Source organism: Mycolicibacterium frederiksbergense (assembly GCF_012223425.1).
Classification (GTDB): domain Bacteria; phylum Actinomycetota; class Actinomycetes; order Mycobacteriales; family Mycobacteriaceae; genus Mycobacterium; species Mycobacterium frederiksbergense.
Map to the genome: position 1 here is coordinate 2460334 of NZ_CP038799.1, position 18393 is coordinate 2478726.

The 18393-nt window shown below is 68.1% G+C and carries 14 protein-coding genes; 5 read left to right on the plus strand and 9 right to left on the minus strand.

All coding sequences use genetic code 11. The annotated features are described in order from the left end of the window. The first annotated feature begins 122 nt into the window (after positions 1-122). Entirely contained in the window at positions 123-2972 is a 2850-nt protein-coding gene (gene leuS / locus EXE63_RS14765) for a leucine--tRNA ligase (RefSeq protein WP_210000538.1), read from the plus strand. Between the two features lie 228 nt (positions 2973-3200). Continuing rightward, positions 3201-4415 (plus strand): formaldehyde dehydrogenase, glutathione-independent, encoded by a 1215-nt coding sequence (gene fdhA / locus EXE63_RS14770; protein ID WP_168142551.1) that lies wholly within the window; start codon positions 3201-3203, stop codon positions 4413-4415. On the opposite strand, the gene EXE63_RS14775 is transcribed toward fdhA, so the two are convergent. After that, positions 4416-5081, minus strand: a complete 666-nt coding sequence (locus EXE63_RS14775; protein ID WP_168142552.1) for an SDR family oxidoreductase — start codon at positions 5079-5081, stop codon at positions 4416-4418. A 56-nt stretch (positions 5082-5137) separates the two neighbouring features. Between EXE63_RS14775 and ggh the strand changes: the two genes are divergently transcribed. Then, entirely contained in the window at positions 5138-6478 is a 1341-nt protein-coding gene (ggh, locus tag EXE63_RS14780; RefSeq protein ID WP_168142553.1) for a glucosylglycerate hydrolase, read from the plus strand. A gap of 5 nt (positions 6479-6483) precedes the next feature. Here the strand turns inward: ggh and EXE63_RS14785 are convergent, their stop codons facing one another. The 6 genes from EXE63_RS14785 to EXE63_RS14810 are packed head-to-tail and all read right to left on the minus strand — an operon-like array spanning position 6484 to position 13173. After that, entirely contained in the window at positions 6484-6948 is a 465-nt protein-coding gene (locus EXE63_RS14785) for a MarR family winged helix-turn-helix transcriptional regulator (RefSeq protein ID WP_168142554.1), read from the minus strand. Between the two features lie 51 nt (positions 6949-6999). Beyond that, positions 7000-7731: an amino acid ABC transporter ATP-binding protein gene (locus EXE63_RS14790; RefSeq protein WP_168142555.1), complete on the minus strand. Its 732-nt coding sequence runs from the start codon at positions 7729-7731 to the stop codon at positions 7000-7002. Then, positions 7731-9482 (minus strand): ABC transporter substrate-binding protein/permease, encoded by a 1752-nt coding sequence (locus tag EXE63_RS14795; RefSeq protein ID WP_168142556.1) that lies wholly within the window; start codon positions 9480-9482, stop codon positions 7731-7733. Before EXE63_RS14795 ends, EXE63_RS14790 begins: the two co-directional genes overlap by 1 nt. A 40-nt stretch (positions 9483-9522) precedes the next feature. Then, a complete protein-coding gene (locus EXE63_RS14800) occupies positions 9523-10212 on the minus strand; it encodes a GntR family transcriptional regulator (protein WP_168142557.1) in 690 nt (229 codons plus the stop codon). Positions 10213-10261: 49 nt separating this feature from the next. Beyond that, on the minus strand, positions 10262-11056 hold the full coding sequence (locus EXE63_RS14805; RefSeq protein WP_168142558.1) for an LLM class F420-dependent oxidoreductase: 795 nt from the start codon (positions 11054-11056) through the stop codon (positions 10262-10264). Positions 11057-11103: 47 nt separating this feature from the next. Next, on the minus strand, positions 11104-13173 hold the full coding sequence (locus EXE63_RS14810; protein WP_168142559.1) for a PhoX family protein: 2070 nt from the start codon (positions 13171-13173) through the stop codon (positions 11104-11106). A gap of 223 nt (positions 13174-13396) precedes the next feature. Here EXE63_RS14810 and EXE63_RS14815 point away from each other — a divergent pair, with 223 nt between their 5' ends. After that, the gene (locus tag EXE63_RS14815; RefSeq protein WP_168142560.1) at positions 13397-15046 is read left to right on the plus strand and encodes an Ig-like domain-containing protein; all 1650 of its coding nucleotides are present in this window, start codon (positions 13397-13399) and stop codon (positions 15044-15046) included. Here the strand turns inward: EXE63_RS14815 and EXE63_RS14820 are convergent. Further along, entirely contained in the window at positions 15036-15953 is a 918-nt protein-coding gene (locus EXE63_RS14820; RefSeq protein WP_168142561.1) for an Rv0045c family esterase, read from the minus strand. The genes EXE63_RS14815 and EXE63_RS14820 overlap by 11 nt on opposite strands. 39 nt (positions 15954-15992) lie before the next feature. Next, positions 15993-16640 carry a TetR/AcrR family transcriptional regulator gene (locus EXE63_RS14825; protein ID WP_234904502.1) on the minus strand — a complete coding sequence of 216 codons (648 nt, stop codon included), beginning with the start codon at positions 16638-16640 and terminating at the stop codon, positions 15993-15995. Between the two features lie 142 nt (positions 16641-16782). Here EXE63_RS14825 and EXE63_RS14830 point away from each other — a divergent pair, with 142 nt between their 5' ends. Then, the gene (locus EXE63_RS14830; protein WP_168142562.1) at positions 16783-18336 is read left to right on the plus strand and encodes an alpha/beta hydrolase family protein; all 1554 of its coding nucleotides are present in this window, start codon (positions 16783-16785) and stop codon (positions 18334-18336) included. Positions 18337-18393: the final 57 nt, after the last annotated feature.

Genomic DNA, 18393 nt, shown 5'->3' on the forward strand with positions numbered 1-18393 from the left:
GCTGTGGTTCAAGGTCACCAGGGCCGGAACAGAGCTGCAACCGTGCGGTGAGCGGGCTGCAACGGAACCGATACCAACCCGTGGCCGAAGCCCTCGCGAACGGCGCTTATACCCTGTTTGGCGTGACAGAACCCTCCGCCGACGCCGCCGCCGCCGACGCCGACGCCCCGAGCCACCGCTACACCGCGCAGCTGGCCGGTGAGATCGAGCAGACCTGGCAGCAGCGCTGGCATGTGCTGGGGACCTTCCATGTGCCCAACCCGGTCGGCTCGCTGGCGCCCACCGACGGCTCCGCGGTACCCGCCGACAAGATGTTCGTGCAGGACATGTTCCCGTACCCGTCGGGTGAGGGTCTGCACGTCGGGCACCCGCTCGGCTACATCGCCACCGATGTGTACGCGCGCTATTTCCGGATGACCGGACGCAACGTGCTGCATGCGCTGGGCTTCGATGCCTTCGGTCTGCCGGCCGAGCAGTACGCGGTGCAGACCGGCACCCATCCGCGCACCCGCACCGAGGCCAACATCGTCAACTTCCGGCGTCAGCTGGGCAGGCTGGGGCTGGGCCACGACTCGCGGCGCAGCTTCTCCACCACCGATGTGGACTTCTACACGTGGACGCAGTGGATCTTCCTGCAGATCTACAACGCGTGGTTTGACACCGAGCGCAACCGCGCCCGCCGCATCGACGAACTGATCGCCGAGTTCTCTTCCGGGTCGCGGCCGCTCGCCGACGGCCGGGCCTGGCAGGACCTGTCAGCGGGCGAACGCGCCGACGTCGTGGACTCTCATCGGTTGGTCTACCGCGCCGACTCGGTGGTGAACTGGTGTCCGGGGCTGGGCACCGTGCTGGCCAACGAGGAGGTCACCTCCGACGGCCGCAGCGACCGCGGCAACTATCCGGTTTTCCGGAAGCGGTTGCGGCAGTGGATGATGCGCATCACCGCGTACTCGGACCGGCTGCTCGACGACCTGGACGTGCTGGACTGGCCCGACAAGGTCAAGGCCATGCAACGCAATTGGATCGGGCGGTCCACCGGGGCCGAGGTCCGCTTCGCCACCGAGGCCGGTCCGATCGAGGTATTCACAACGCGGCCCGACACCCTGTTCGGCGCCACCTACATGGTGTTGGCCCCCGAACACGAGCTGGTCGACGCCCTGGTCGCCGCGCAGTGGCCCGCGGGTACCGATGACCGGTGGACCTACGGCGCGGCCACCCCGGCGCAGGCGATCGCCACCTACCGCGCCGACATCGCGGCCAAGTCGGATCTGGAGCGCCAGGAGAACAAGTCCAAGACCGGTGTCTTCACCGGCGCCTATGCCACCAATCCGGTGAACGGGCAACAGATTCCGGTATTCATCGCCGACTATGTGCTGGCCGGCTACGGCACCGGTGCCATCATGGCGGTGCCCAGCGGGGATCAGCGGGACTGGGAGTTCGCCACCGCGTTCGGGCTGCCCATCGTCGAGGTGGTCTCCGGCGGAGATGTCAGCGCGGCCGCGTACGGCGGCGACGGTGAACTGGTCAACAGCGACTACCTCAACGGCATGAGCGTGGCGGCGGCCAAGGAGGCCATCATCGCGCGCCTGGAAGCCGACGGCGCCGGCCGGGCCCGGGTCGAGTTCAAGCTGCGGGATTGGCTGTTCGCCCGCCAGCGGTACTGGGGCGAGCCGTTCCCCATCGTCTACGACGCCGACGGCCGCGCCCACCCGCTGCCGGAATCGGCTCTGCCGGTCGAACTCCCGGACATCCCGGACTACGCGCCGGTGATGTTCGATCCCGACGATGCCGACAGCGAGCCGTCGCCGCCGCTGGGCAAGGCCACCGAATGGGTGAACGTCGATCTGGACCTGGGCGACGGCCTGCAGTCCTACACGCGGGACACCAATGTGATGCCGCAGTGGGCCGGAAGTTCCTGGTATGAACTGCGGTACGCCGATCCGCACAACCCGGATACGTTCTGCGCCAAGGAGAATGAGGCCTACTGGATGGGCCCCCGCCCGGAGATCCACGGGCCGAAGGATCCCGGTGGCGTCGACCTGTACGTCGGTGGTGTCGAACACGCGGTGCTGCACCTGCTGTATTCGCGGTTCTGGCACAAGGTGCTCTTCGACCTGGGGCATGTCAGCTCCAGTGAGCCCTACCGTCGGCTGGTCAACCAGGGGTACATCCAGGCCTTCGCCTACACCGACGCACGCGGCTCCTATGTGCCCGCCGCCGAGGTCGTCGAGCGGGACGGCACGTTCTGGTATGAGGATCAGCAGGTCAACCAGGAGTTCGGCAAGATCGGCAAGAGCCTGAAGAACTCGGTGTCCCCGGACGAGATCTGCGATGAGTACGGTGCGGACACGCTGCGGGTGTACGAGATGTCGATGGGCCCGCTGGAGGCGTCGCGGCCGTGGGCCACCAAGGATGTCGTCGGCGCGCACCGTTTCCTGCAGCGGGTGTGGCGCGCGGTCATCGACGAGACGACCGGCACCGAGCGGGTCAGCGATGACGAGCAGGTCTCCGAGGACACCCTTCGCGCGCTGCACAAGACGATTGCCGGTGTGGCCGAAGATTATGCGGCACTGCGGAACAACACCGCGGCGGCCAAGCTGATCGAGTACACCAACCACCTCACCAAGGAGGGGGTCACCGCACGGGCGGCGATCGAGCCGCTGGTGCTGATGGTCGCTCCGCTGGCGCCGCACCTGGCCGAGGAACTGTGGCGGCGGCTGGGGCACGAGGGCTCGCTGGCGCACGGACCGTTCCCGGCGGTGGACGAGCGCTACCTGGTGGACGACACCGTCGAGCTGCCGGTCCAGGTCAACGGGAAGGTGCGCGGCAAGATCACCGTCGCCGCCGACGCAGACAAGGCCGCGCTGGAAGCCGCGGCGTTGGCCGACGAGAAGGTGCAGGCCTTCCTGGCCGGTGCCACGCCGAAGAAGGTCATCGTGGTGCCCGGACGACTGGTCAACTTCGTCGTCTAGTTCTTCGCGATTTGTGGAGCCGTAGTCGGAATGAGTCCGACAAACACTCCTCTAATCACAACTGGCCCGAAGGTGGGGTCCGTTCCCCACCTTTGGGCTAGGTTCTGCACGTATTCGACTTCGTGCATACCGACGCGCGGATACTGGAGGGCAGGGCCGCGGCGTAGCGGCGGAAATCCTGTCTGCGAGAACGACATACGGTGACAGCGGCCCAGTCTGGAGCGCGCAATGTCCGATAACCGGATCGTCGTCTACAAGGGTCCCGGCCAGGTCGCCGTCGAGACGCTGCCCTACCCGAAGCTCGAGGTTCCCGGTGAGGTCGCCGACGCGATGGGCATGACCCGCAAGGCGGACCACGGCGTCATCCTCAAGTGCGTGTCGACCAATATCTGCGGCTCGGACCAGCACATGGTCCGCGGTCGCACCACCGCGCCGGTCGGTCAGACCCTCGGCCATGAGATCACCGGCGAGATCGTCGAAAAGGGCTCGGACGTACAGTTTCTCGAAGTCGGCGATATCTGCTCGGTGCCCTTCAACATCGCCTGTGGGCGGTGCCGCAACTGTCGTGAGGGTCAGACCGGCATCTGCCTGAACGTCAACCCGGCACGCGCCGGTTCGGCCTACGGTTACGTCGACATGGGCGGCTGGCTGGGGGGTCAGGCCGACTACGTGATGGTGCCCTTCGCCGACTTCAACCTGTTGAAGTTCCCGGACCGCGACGCCGCACTGGCCAAAATCCGCGACCTCACCATGCTGTCGGACATTTTCCCGACCGGCTACCACGGCGCCAAGACCGCGGGCGTCACCACCGGCTCGACGGTGTACGTCGCCGGGGCCGGTCCGGTGGGTCTGGCCGCGGCCTACTCGGCGCACCTGCTCGGTGCCGCCGTGGTGATCGTCGGGGACCTGAACGCCGACCGGCTCGCGCAGGCCAGGTCGTTCGGGTGCGAGACCGTCGACATCAGCGCCGGCGCCACCCTGGAAGACCAGATCGCCGAGATCCTGAACACCAACGAGGTCGACTGCGCCGTCGACGCCGTGGGATTCGAGGCCAGCGGACACGGCGAGGGGGCCGGTGAGCAGCCGGCCGCGGTGCTGAACTCGATCATGAACGCCACCCGGGCGGGCGGCTCGCTGGGCATCCCCGGCCTCTACGTCACCGGCGATCCGGGCGGCGCCGATGACGACGCCAAGCACGGCACGCTGAAGGTCCGGCTGGGTCTGGGCTGGGCCAAGAGCCACAGCTTCTACACCGGCCAGTGCCCGGTGCTGAAGTACAACCGCGGCCTGATGATGAGCATCCTGCACGACAAGGCGCACATCGCCGACGCGGTGAACGCGACCGTCATCGGGCTCGAGGACGCACCGGAGGGGTACGCCGCCTTCGACTCCGGCGTGGCCCAGAAGTTCGTGCTGGACCCGCACGGGATGGTGCCGGCGTAGTTACCCGGGGCGGACCGTGATCTCGTGGACGGAGCCGTCGCGTGGGGTGTTCACCGCCTGCGCGACGAGCCCGCCCACGGTCTCGGCCCGCAGAAACCTCGCCGGGTCATAGGTTCCACCCTCGTAGGCGACCAGGTCGCGCTGCATCTCCGAGTCGGTACGGCCCGGGAAGATCGAGGTCACCCGCAGCGACGGCTCGTCGGTGCGCAGCGAGTCGGCGAATGCGCGCAGCGCGAACTTGCTCGCCGAGTATGACGCCATGCCTGCCGAAACCTTCTGGCCTGCACCGGAATTGATGAACACCACCTGCCCGCCGGCGGCGCGCAGGGCCGGCAGCAGCGCCAGCGTCAGCGCGACGGCCCCGGTGACGTTCACCTCGAAGCTGGCCCGCCACTGGTCGGCGGAGGACTCGGCGACGCTGCCCGGGAACAGCACCCCGGCGTTGTGCACCAGGACGTCGAGTTCGGCCAGCGGTTCGGCGGCGGACTCGATGGAATCCTGGTCGGTGAGGTCCAGCGGCCAGGTCGGCGCACCGAGACGTTCGGCCAGTGCGTCCAGGTGGGCGGACGGGCGGCCGGCCAGCAGCAGGGTGTGCGTGGGGGCGAGCGCGGCGGCGACGGCCGAGCCGATCCCGCCGCCGGCGCCGGTTATCAGGGCAGTGGGCACAGGAGAAAACACTACCGACACTGCACGCCGGGCCGCGGCGTCGCATTATTGATGCGATGCCACCGGACCCAAGCTTCGCCCCCACCCAGCTCGCAGCGCGCGCGGCCTACCTGTTGCGCGGTAATGACCTGGGTGTGATGACCACCGCCGCCCCGCTGCTCTACCCGCACATGTGGAGTTGGGACGCCGCGTTCGTCGCGATCGGGCTGGCCCCGCTGAGCGTGGAGCGCGCCGTCGTCGAGTTGGACACCCTGCTCTCGGCGCAGTGGGGCAACGGGATGATCCCGCACATCGTGTTCGCCAACGGGGTGGACGGTTACTTCCCCGGACCCGCACGCTGGGCCACCTCCGCGCTGGCCGAGCACGCGCCGCGCACCCGGCACACCTCCGGTATCACCCAGCCGCCGGTGCATGCCATCGCGGTGCAGCGCATCCTGGACCGGGCCAAGACCCGCGGACGCTCCACCCGGGCGGTCGCCGAGGCGTTCCTGGACCGGCGCTGGGATGATCTGGTGCGCTGGCATCGCTGGCTGGCCGAGTGCCGCGACCTGCGCGGCCAGGGCCGCATCACCCTGTACCACGGCTGGGAGTCCGGGATGGACAACTCCCCGCGCTGGGACAGCGCCTACGCCAATGTGATTCCCGGCATCGTCCCGGAGTACCAGCGCGAGGACAACAAGATCAACACCGACTCCACCCAGCGGCCGTCGGATACCGAGTACGACCGGTATCTGTGGCTGCTGGAGGAGATGAAGACCGCCCGCTACGACGACGAATTGCTGGCCAAATCCATGAGCTTCGCCGTCGAGGACGTGTTCGTCTCGGCGATCTTCTCGGTGGCGTGTACGGTGCTCGCCGAGATCGGTGAGGACTACAAGCGCTCCCCGGCCGATGTGCGTGACCTGTACGCCTGGGCCGACAGGTTCCGCGCGGGCGTTGTCGATGCCACCGACCAACGAACCGGCGCGGCAAGGGATTTCGATGTCCGGGCGGATAGGTGGGTGGCCACCGAGACGGTTGCGCAGTTCGCTCCGCTGCTGTGCGGTGGGCTGCCGCACGACAAGGAACGGGCGCTGCTGAAGCTGCTGGACGGTCCGCGTTTCAGCAGCCATCCGGACCTGCGCTACTCGCTGATCCCGACGACCTCGCCGGTCTCCCGGGATTTCCGGCCCCGCGAGTACTGGCGCGGCCCGGTGTGGCCGGTGACGACATGGCTGTTCTCGTGGTGTTTCGCGCGACGCGGCTGGGCCGAACGCGCCACCGCGTTGCGTCAGGAGGGCCTGCGACAAGCCAGCGACGGCACCTTCGCCGAGTACTACGAACCCTTCACTGGTGAGGCGCTGGGCAGCATGCAGCAGTCCTGGACGGCCGCGGCAGTGCTGGACTGGCTGGGTTAGCGGAGCTAGCTGGTGGGCTGATCGCCCAGGCGCTCCAGTGAACCGATCGCGGCGTTGAGGGTGGCGCGGTCCTCGGAGCTCAGGTTGGCCAGCATGCTGGCCAGGAAGGCCCGCCGCGCGTCCAGTGCCTCGCGGTGCTGGACCAGTCCGCGCGGGGTCACCTCGACGAGCACCGCACGCAGATCGGAGGGGTCGCGGGAGCGCTTGACCAGTCCGAGCTTCTCCAGCCGGCGGATGGCGACCGTGGTGGTGGGCGTGCGGACCCGTTCGTGGGCGGCGAGCTCGGTCATCCGGATCGGTCCGGACTCCAGCAGGGTCAGCAGAATCGAGAGCTGAGCCAGCGTGAGGTCGCCGGCGCCGGTGTTGCCGGCACCACGGGTGTCCCCACGACGCAGCACCGAAAACAGCTTGGAGAGCACACGTTGCAGCTCTCCAGCCAGCTCAGCGGCCTGCGGTTCGGTCTCGACCATAGTTCGCTAGTCTAACCTGACGGTCCCTGTCAGGATGGAACGCGCTGAATATCAAAGAACCTGGTCCAGGAAGCGGCGCAGCCGCTCGGTCTCGGCATTCTCGAAGATGACCTCGGGTGGCCCGGCTTCGACGACCGAGCCGTTGTCCATGAAGACCACCGAATCGGCGGCCGACCGGGCGAAGCCCATCTCGTGTGTCACCACCACCATGGTCATGCCGGTGGAACCGAGGTCGGCGATCAGCTCGAGCACCCCCTTGACCAGTTCCGGATCCAGCGCCGAGGTGGCCTCGTCGAAGAACATCACCTGCGGCGCCATCGCCAGGGCACGGGCGATCGCCACCCGTTGCTGCTGTCCGCCGGACAGAGTGGCCGGACGCACATCGGCCTTGTGCCGCAGCCCAACCCGATCCAGCTGGGCCAGCCCCAGCTCGCGCGCCGCGTCGGGGGACATGCCCTTGAGCTTGCGCAGCGCCAGGGTCACGTTGTCCAGCACGGTGCGGTGCGGGAACAGGTTGAACTGCTGGAACACCATGCCGATGCGCTGGCGCAGCCGGTCGGGGTTGTCGGCGAGCACCGACCGGCCGTCCAGCAGGATGTCCCCCTTGTCGGGCTCATACAGCCGATTCAGCGTCCGCAGCAGCGTCGACTTCCCCGACCCGGACGGGCCGATGACGGCCGTGGTGCTACCGGCGGGCACCTCCAGGTCGACCCCGCGCAACACCGGATTGGCGCCGAAGGAAAGGTGAATGTCCTTGGCGGCCAACGAGACTGCCTCAGCCATCAGATCATCTCCTCTTGGATCGGGGCGGGCTGTTTCCCGGTGCGTAGGCGTGCGTCGATCACGTTGACCAGATGGGTGAGCGGGATGGTCAGGATCAGGTAGAACAGACCGGCGGCCACCAGCGGCGACAGGCTGCCGGTCTGCGCGTTGAGGTCACGGCCCACCTGGAACAGCTCCCGTTGGTTGGCCACCAGCCCCAGGAAGTACACCAGCGAGGACGCCTTCAGCAGGGAGATGAACTGGTTCACCAGCGCGGGCAACACCCGGCGGATGCCCTGCGGGATGATCACCAGCTTCATCGACGACGAGTAGCTGAATCCCAGCGCGCGGGACGCCTCCATCTGCCCGGTCTCCACACTCTGGATGCCCGACCGGAAGATCTCGCCGACATAGGCCGCCGACATCAGGCCCAGCGCGGCGATACCCAGCGGATAGGGGTTGTTCCCGGTCAGGCCCCCGACGATCGGCCCGATGCCCAGACCGATGATCAGGATGATCACCACCTCGGGCAGGCCGCGGAAGATGTCGGTGTAGACGCGGGCCGGCCAGCGCAGCAGACGTGAACGCGAGATTCCGGCGACGGCCAGCAGCAGGCCCAGCACCACGCCGATCACGGCGGCCCCGGCGGTGAGGATCAGGGTGTTCGGCAGCCCCGTCTTGAGCAGGTCGGGGATGGCCTGGCGGTACAGATCCCAGTTCAGGAACGAGTCGGCGAGCTGGCCCAACACGGATCGGGGAGCCGGAGGTGCGCCCTGGTCGGTGGCCGCGGGGCGTTCGGCGGCGATGGCGGCGAAGTCCGGAAGTTGCGGCGCCGGTGCAGCTTTGGAGCCGGGTTTCCAGCCCGGCGGCAGGGCCCGGGGCACCCAGTCGGTGTAGAGCTGGGACCAGGTGCCGTCGGCGATCACCGCGTCCAGCCCGGCGTTGAGCGCGTCGATCAGCGGGGTGTTCTCCTTGGCGACGGCATAGGCCACGAAGTTGTCCAGGCTGAACGTGTTCTCGATGATGGTTGCCTGGTCCCCGGGCTGCACGGTGCCCACGGCTTGCTGCGACGGCGCCACCCAGGCATCGATCTGGCGGGTTTTCAGGCTGCCGTAGACCGTGTTGTAGTCCGGGAACTTCACCGGATCCAGCCCGAGGGTGTCGACGACGTAGGCCTCCTGCACGGTGCCCTGCACGACACCGATGCGCTGCCCGGCGGCCAGCTGGGAGAAGCTGGTGATCGGTGAGCCCGCCGGCACCACCAACGAGAAGTACCCGAAGTCGTAGCCGTTGGTGAAGCCGACCGTCTGGCGCCGGGCATCGGTGGTGGTGATCGACGAGGAGCCGACGTCGAACCGCCCGGAGGCCACCTGGGCCAGCAGCCCGGAGAAGTCGGTGCCGACGAAGTTGATCCGCAGCCCCAGTTTGTCCGCGATGGCCCGCAGCACCTCGTTGTCGAACCCGGTGAACTGGCTGGCCGCGTTGATGCAGATGCTGGGCGGTGCGTCGGACAGGGTGCCCACGGTCAGCACCCCGGGGGTGCCGAGGCCCAGCGCGGCGGTGTCGATGCCGTCCAGCGGTTCGACGCCGGCCGTGGTGTACTTGTCCGCACCCGGGCCCTGGGCGGCGGCCGCCAGATTGGTGGGCAGCGCGCTGGCACTGTCGATACCCGGCGGGGCGCACTGGTCGGCGGAGGCCGGCGCGGCCAGCCCGATTGCGCCGGCCAGCAGCGCGATCAGCACCGCAAGCACCGGGCGAAGCAACGTGGTCATCTGTAGAAAACTAGTCGCTGGGTCGCCGAGGCCGGAGCCTTCAGCTCATTTCGAACGCAAAGGGGTCCCGGGTTACCGGCCCCTCGAGCACGCCGCGGCGCACCAGCTCGGTCGCCATGATCTGCCCCATGAGATCCGCCGCCGCAGCGCAGGCCGCACGCGCCGAATCCGGGTCCCGATCGGTGATGGCGGCGGTCTCGGCCTCGTAGTGGGCGAGCAACGCCGCGGGCGCGTCGAGGTAGGCCGACCAATAGGACCGTGGGATGAAGGTCTGCGCGGCCCGGATCGCTGCCTGCAGCCGCGGACCGGCGTGGGCGTCGGTGACCGCCTCGCGGTACTGCCAGGCCGTCTCGTGGAAGCTGCGGGCATCACGGCTGGTGCGCAGCCCCGCGGCCAGCGCCCGCAGCGTGGTCTGCAGTTCCGGGTCGGCCTCGGTGGCCGCCCGCGCCGAGGCGATACCGTTGAGCACCCCGTAGAGCTCGTGGTGTTCGCGCAGCACGTCGCCATCGAAGCGGTGGATGAAGGCGCCGCGGTGATACTGCGTCGAGACGATCCCGTCGTGCTCGAGCTGCACCACGGCCTCCTGGATGGGCACCCTGCTGATGCCGAGGTCCTCGGCGATCTCGTTGCGGTCCAACCGATCCCCCGACCGGAGCTTTCCGGTGAGGATCAGGTTCACCACGTAGGTGACTACCAGGTCTTTCTCTTTGACCCCGTACTTCTTGGGCATAGCGGGTGAAGTCTCTCACGCAGACTCCCGCCGCGGGCCGCTCTCTTTGTCAGCCGGCGGCCCGTTCGTCACGCCACGCGACCAGCGCCTCGGCGATCGACAGGTCGTAGTCGGGGCCGTTGACCCCGATGGTCAGCAGGGTGACTCCCAGGCCGACGAGCGATTCGGCGCCGGCGAGCGCGGCCTCGACGCTCTTCTCCGGCACACCGGAGGACCGCTCGATCGCGGCCGGGTCGCGGCCGACGTCGGCGCAGTGCCCGTCGAGCACCTCGGCTAGGCCGGGGTAGGTGCTCGCGTCGGTGAAACCGTGCCAGATGTGCGCGTGCTCGGCGACAAGCCGCAGCGTCTTGCGCTTGCCCTGTCCGCCGATCAGGACCGGGATCTCGCGCAGCGGAGCAGGATTCAGCTTCGCCAGCCGGGACTCGATGCGCGGCAGCGCCGCCGCCAGGTCATCGAGACGCCCTCCCGCGGTACCGAACTCGTAGCCGTACTCGTCATAGTCCTTCTCCTTCCAGCCCGATCCGATGCCCAGGATCAGCCGGCCGCCGGAGATGTTGTCGACGGTGCGGGCCATGTCGGCGAGCAACTCCGGGTTGCGGTAGGAGTTGCAGGTGACCAGCGCGCCGATCTCGATGCGCGAGGTCTGCTCGGCCCAGGCGGCCAGCATGGTCCAGCACTCGTAGTGCGGGCCGTCGGGATCTCCGTACAGCGGAAAGAAGTGGTCCCAGTTGAACGCGACGTCGACCCCGATGTCCTCGCAGCGGCGCACCGCGTCGCGCACCTGACCGTATTCGGTCATGTGCTGGGGCTGGAGCTGGACACCGATGCGGATGGGAAGGCTCATGTCTTCCACGTTATGCCTCAGGCGGGGTCGATGGTCGTCGCGTGCGCTCAGACGCCGATATCGCCGCCGTCACGCCACACCGCGACCACCGCGGGCCGGGCCGGGGCGTTGCCGCCGTCGGGCCAGTGAGACAGCGGGTTCTCAAGGCTGTAATCATCGCCCTCACCGGGGTGTTGGACGCTGACGGTGATCAGGTCGTCGGTGACGACGGGACCACAGGTCTCGGCGCCGACGGGGACGGTGAGGAACTGCTTGGTCTCACCGCGGCTCGGTCCGTCCAGCGCGACAGCGAACAGCCCGTCGTTACCCTCCAGTGCGTTGCCGTCGGTCGAGATCCACAGGTTGCCGTGGCTGTCGAAGGCGAGGTTGTCCGGGCAGGAGATCGGGCTGACCTTGGTCTTGTCGAAACCGCCGTAGTAGGTGTCGGCGGCGGCCGGGTCGCCGCACACCAGCAGCAGACCCCAGGTGAAGTCGGTACCCGCGTGGTTGTCGGTGAGCTCGAGCACCTGACCGTTCTTGTTCTCGTTGCGGGGGTTGGCCGCGTCCACGGGGGCCGTGCCGTCGGTGCCGCGTTTGTCGTTGTTGGTCAGCGCGACGTACACCTTGCCGGTCTTCGGGTTCACGTCGAAATCCTCGGGCCGGTCCATCTTGGTGGCGCCGGCCTTGTCGGCGGCCAACCGGGTGAATACCGCGACGTCCTGCGGGGTGAATCCGTCGACCAGGGCTTCGGCCTTGCCGTCGGGACCGGAGTGCAGCAGCGGAATCCAGGTGCCGGTGCCGGTGAACGCGCCGGTGGACGGCAGCTTGCCGGAACCGTCGATCTCGCCGGCCGGGATCTCGCTGGACAGCTTGGCGACGTACAGGGTGCCCTCGGACAGCAGCGTCATGTTGTGCGCCACCGCCTCTGCCCCGGTGCCGGGCTGCATCTTCTTGTCCGACACGAATTTGTACATGTAGTCGAAGCGTTCGTCGTCACCGGTGTAGACCACCACCGTCCCGTCGTCGGTGACGTGCACGTTGGCGCCCTCGTGCTTGAGCCGGCCCAGCGCGGAATGCTTGACCGGCACCGAGGTCGGGTTCCACGGGTCCAGTTCGATGACGTAACCGAACCGGTTCACCTCGTTGGGGGAGGCGGCCAGGTCGAAGCGCGGGTCGAATGTCTCCCACAGGTGCTCGGACGGTTCGGCGGCCACCCCGTAGCGGTCGGCCCGATCGGCGTCGGGCAGCGGGGTGCCCTCCGCTGCGCCGAAGTACGCGTTGAAGTTCTCTTCGCCGGAAAGAATTGTGCCCCAGGGTGTTACGCCACCGGCGCAGTTGGCGAAGGTGCCGAGCACGGTCCGTCCGGTCGGGTCGGCGGGCGTCTTGACGGTATCGGCACCGGCGGCCGGGCCGCTGAGCGTGAACGGGGTATCGGCGGTGATGCGGCGGTTGTAGCGGCCCAGAACCGGGCGCAGTCCGCCCTGGGGGCTGCGCTCCACCTCGACGACCGACAGGCCGACGGCGGCGATCTCGACGTCGAACTGTTCCCGGGTCGGAGCCTTGGCGTCGTAGTTGGGGAACATGAACTGCGGGCTGTTGTACTCGTGGTTGACGACCATCAGGTAACGGCCGGCCTGGCCCTGGATCGGCAGCAACGCGGCGAAGTCATTGTTGAAACCGAACTGCTGGCGCTGGGAGGCGCCGGTCTGTTTGGCGATGTCGAACACCGGTGCGCCGGGCAGAACCGGGTCGCCCCAGCCGATCACCACGCGCTGCTGGTATCCCGCCGGCACCACGACGGCGTCCTCGGTGTTGACGTCCACGCTGTCGAAGCGCATACCCGAAGGGGTCTCGGGGACCTCCGCCGGTGCGGTCGAAGTTTCGGTGGCAGCGGGCTTTTCGCCGGTGCTGCAGGCGGCCAGCGCAGTGCCCGCGCCGACGGCCAGGACGGCCACCCCACCCACGCGCAGCACATTGCGCCGCGACATCGCCTGCACGATATCGCCGAAGTACTCGTTGTCGCTGGTGTTGGGCGCGGGCTTGGAACACGCGTCACCGCACCGGTTGCGGCAGGTGATGTGCTGGCGCGACGACCGACCTTGATGCGCGACAAAGAGATTCAATGGGATGAGCGCCATGGCTGCGGGAATCCTTCCACCTCGAACACCGGCGTGGGCTGGACGTCGGTTCGCCGGGAAAGCTACGGGAGCCGGACTAGCAGATGGCAACCAGAAGGTGAACGGCAGTTGACGGACTCACCTGTCCATCAAGCGCAATGTTTGCCGCGTCACGGAATTTGCTGCCGCCATGCGCCGTGGTCGTCTTATAGTCCCTGGATACCTATTGACGAAAGAGTCAAATATGTCGGTTCGTCGCGCTGAAGGATTCGCCGTCCGGCGCTGGCTGCAACTGGGTGCGGCCTCGGCCGGTCTCGGTGCCGCGCTATGGGGGTTCTCGGTCGCCGGCCCGCAGGCCGGCGTCGCGGCGGCGGACACCGGGGGCGCGTCTGCGGCGTCCTCGAGCTCGTCGTCTGACGGCACACGATCGGTGCGGTCCGTGCGGCCGGTCCGGTCGGCGGACGATCCACGGCGCACGCAGCGCTCGTCGGCCCTTGACGACGAAAAGGACACCGATAGCGACGACGATGCCGATCTCGAGGCCGAACGCCCGGAGCGCGATGTCAGTGAGGCACCGACGGAAGCCGTCACCGAGACGGTGAACGTCCCGGCAGCACAGCCCATCTCGACCCCTGCGCCCGCGCCGTCGCCCACCCGGTCATGGCAGAGCCCGTACCAGCGCTGGGTGGCCCGGTCGCTGGACGCCTGGACTACCGACAGCCTCGGCTGGATCGCATCACTGCAGACATCCGACCGCACCAAGGAGCAGCTGGAGGCGTCGTTCTTCACGATCCGCCGCACCTTCTTCAACCAGGCGCCCACCATCGACCCGGTCCAGATCAGCGGTGTCCTCGACGGCCCGGTCACCGGCACCCTGGGGGCCCACGACCCCGACGGGGACCGGCTGATCTACGTGCTGACCCGCGGGCCGAAATCGGGCACGGTGCACATCGACCGCGACGGCACCTTCACCTATACCCCCGGCGAGGATTTCGACGGGGTGGACGCCTTCCGGGTCACCGCCATCGACATCGGTTTCCACACCAATCTGCTCGAACCACTGCGGCCACTGGGCAGCAATCCGTTGCGGTCGTTGATCAATCAGGGTGCGGTGACATTCGCCTTCAACTACACCGTGGGCGCCGAGAACTGGACCACCGAGCGCCGGGAAGCGTTGCAGCGTGCGGCCGATGCCTTGATCCTCTACTTCCGCGTGAAGAACCCGGTCACCCTGCGCTACGACGTGGAGGGCGAGGACGACCGTGACCCGCAGTCGTCCCTGGCCTCCGCGGGCAGCGACCCGGTGAGCGAGGACCCCGGATTCTGGGACACCGTGGTTCAGCACAAATTGCTCACCGGTGTCGATGCGAACGGCGCTGCCGCCGATGGCGAGATCACCTGGAACTTCGGCTACGGCTGGGGGCTGGGCCAGGCGGTCGGAGCCGACGAGTACGACTTCCAATCCACGGCGATGCACGAGTTGCTGCACTCGTTCGGATTCCTGTCGGGGATCGGGGACGCCGGTGACAACGAGGGCCGGAACTGGGTGATTCTGGACCGATTCGTTGTGACGGCTGCCGGCGACCGCCCTATTGGCCGAAACTTCCTGTGGGACAGTGATTTCGATGGCTACCTGGTTGGGCAGGACGGTGGCCTGTACTTCTCGGGGCGGAACGCGGTTGCCGCCTACGGCGGCTTCGTTCCGCTGTACTACCCGTCTCCGTGGGAGCCGGGCAGCTCGGCCCACCACACCGACGACATCACCTTCGCCGGCGAGGACCAGCTGCTGATGAACGCCATGACCGGCACCGGCCTGGGCGTCCGGGTGCTCAGCGCGCTCGAGGTCGGCATGCTGCGCGACCTCGGCTATCTCGTGGTGCCGGTCAGCCGCTGACGACGCCGCGCAGGATCTCGATCAGCTTGCGCGGCTGATCGCCCTGCACCGAGTGGCCGGCCCCCTCCACGACATGGGTCTGCCGGAAGCCGGGTGCACCGTCGGCGAACGCAGCGGCGTCCTCGTCGTTGACGAAGAACGAGTTCGCGCCGCGCACCAGCGTGGTCGGCATGGTGATGGCGGGGACGTCCTCCCACAGGCCGGTGAAGGATTCCGGCATGCCCTCGGTCTTGTCGGTGGCGCCCCGGCGAATGGTGTCATACCGCCAGGTCCAGGTGCCGTCATCGAGGCGTTTGGCGTTGTGGAACACGCCGCGGCGCAACGAGTTCCGGTCGCGGTGCGGGGCTGCAGCGACGGTCACGTCGAGCATCGCCGCAAACGACGGGAAGGTGCGCTCACCCTGCACCAGGGCGACCGCACCGAGCTGGGCCTTCGACATCTGCTCGTGCCGTTCGGGTGCCGACGGGGTGACGTCGACGAGCACCAGTTCGGGCACCAGCGCCGGTTCGGTGGCCGCGATCCGCAGCGCGGTCAGGCCGCCCAGCGACATGCCGACCACAAGCCGGGCGTCGGCGGCGTGCTCGCGCAGCACGGGTTTGACGGTTTCGGCGTTGAGCTTGGGACCGTAGTCCCCGTCCTCACGCCAGGCCGAGCGGCCGTGCCCGGGGAGGTCGATGGCCAGCGCGGGCAGCCCAAGTCCGAGGATGACGGTGTCCCAGGTGTGCGCGTTCTGGCCGCCGCCGTGCAGGAACACCACCGCCGGCGACTCCGCACCCCACCTGACGGCGCTGATCTCGCCGAGGTCGAGCCGCTGCGCCGGGGGAACCTCGGTCACCCCGGCCTGTTCGGCGTTCTCGTGGAGCAGGGCGAATTCGTCGAGGTCCAATAGTTCGTCATCGGAGACCATCAGCCGACTGTATAGAACGCAGTCTCGTGGGTGGCACAGTCACCCGAAGACGAGATCCGGCGGCGGCGGGTGGGCGAATATCGCCGGCACGACGAACGTCTTCACGTAGCGCCGCGCCGTGTCGGGAGCTTCTGATCCGGGGACGATGCCGACCAGCAGCGTGAGTGCGGTCGTCATCAGGAAGGTCGCGATATCACCGGGGTCGAGCCCCGGGCGGAACACGGAGTCGGAGTGTTCGGCGATGGCCGCCACGAGTTGCTCGATCTGTTCGGGGAGGCCGCTGGCGTTGGCGATCAGGTTGGCGATGGTGCCGTCCTCGGTCTGCTCGGACAGCGTCATCAGCAGCGGGTCGTGGATCAGCTCGGTAGAGACGATCACCAGGCTTTCCACCAGAAGTGTTGCCAGGTCCGTCGTTTCGGGTAGGCGCTGCAGTATGGCGGCTTGGTGTACGCCGGTTCTGCGGCGGACGAGCGCTGCCAGCAGCTTCTTCCGATTGGGGAAGTGCTGGTAGATGGCCGCGCGGGAGTATCCGGCCCGTGCGGCGATGCTGTCCATCGTCGAGGCCTGGAACCCGCGGTCCAGGATCTGCTCCTCGGCGGCATCCATGAGAGCGGTCCGGGCTTCTTCGGCGGACTTGCCGCCTCCCACGGGTCTGCCGCGGGTACGGCGCGGGGGAGTGGCTGACACGGTCCGTCCTGGGGTCGACGACATCTCAGTATGCCGCACGGGCAGCTCCCCGGACGGCCCGGAGCCAATATATAGACGCCGGGCAGTATATGTATATATATTAGCGGCGCGCGGCGACGGTGCCGCCGGAGGGAGGGGTGCGATGAGATATCGCGGGGGAGCACTGATCGTGGCCTGTTGGCTGTCGGCGATCACCATGTCGGGCATCGCGCTCGCGGTGGCGCCGCCGGCGTCGGCCGCCCCGGATTCGACGTCCGGGCAATCGGATTCGGCGACCGAAAGCCGCCGCGACGCCGAGCCCGGGGCGGGAGCCTCCACGAGCGAGGCGGCGGAGAAGGCGCCTTCCTCTCCTCGCGCGGGTAAGCGTGAGCAGCGGGTCGCACCGGCAGCGGCGGTCATGCCGCGGAAGAAGCCGCGCAGCGCTACGGCACCTGATCGCCTGACCGAACCGCAGCGCCAGAGGGCGACTGCCACAATTGCTCCCGCCGAGATCGACACCCCGAAGAACACCCTGGACACCCCTGAGGTGGCCGCCGCGCCGACAGCCGTATCGACAACGGCGATCGACTCGCAGGCCGCGATCACACCGAAGGCCGTCGTGCCGCCACCCCCACGCCGGCCGTCGCTGGTCGATCTCATCGGGTCGGTGGTGCTGAACGTCGTGGTGGGCGCGATTCAGCTCGCGGACGGACCGCCGGTGTTGCCGCCTGGCTCCACTGTCACCGTGGGCACGTCGAGATTGAAGGTGCCGGTGGGCGACGGTCGGACCGTGCAGGCCGACTGGTATTTCCCCAAGGATGCCGACGAATCCACCAGGCTCGTCTATCTACAGCACGGCTTCCTGGCCAGCGGGCCGATGTACAGCTACACGGCGGCCAGGCTCGCCGAACGGACCAACAGCATCGTGGTGGCGCCATCCCTCTCGTCGAACTTCCTGGATCCCCGCGCGGCGTGGGTCGGCGGTGCCCCGATGCAGCGGGCGGTGGCCGAGCTGTTCACCGGGGACCGGGAAGCTCTGGTACTCAGCGCAAGTGCTGCCGCAGGCACCTCGGTGACGCTGCCGCAGAAGTTCGTCCTGGTGGGCCATTCCGCGGGAGGCACGCTGGTCACCTCGGCAGCCGGGCACCTGGCCGACAACGGTGGAATCGCCGATCTGGTCGGCGTCGTCATGCTCGACGGTGTCGAGCCGTCTGGATCACGCGCGGTGGAGACGGCGCTGGCCAAGCTCACCGGCGTCAATGATCGCCCGGTCTATCTGATCTCGTCGCAGCGCTACTTCTGGAGCCGTGGCGGCGACATGGCCGACAAGCTGGGTGCGGCGCGCCCGGACCGGTTCAACGGTGTCAGCCTGGAAGGCGGTTGGCACAGCGATTATCTGTACGGTGGCAATCCGCTGATCCAGCGCGCACAGTATCTGATCACCGGCGTCTCCGCGAAACGGAATGTTGCTGCGGCCGAAGAAATTTCGGCCGATTGGATCAATGACCTGTTCGCCTGCAGCCGGTCCGAGGGCATCTACGGCGCTGCCGGCCAGAGCTTTTCGATCGCGACCCCGGACGGTACCGCGACGGCCGTGGTGCTGCCGCTGGGTCCGGCGCACCGCACCCCCCTCCAGCGCCTGGTCGACGGGTTCTTCACGGTGATCTTCGACTGGGCCGGCAGGAACGTGTTCGTCTACGAGCCGCTGGAGGTCTGACCGCACCGACGACTGCACCCACCGCCGTGACTTCGAGGTCGGGCGGTGGGTGCAGTT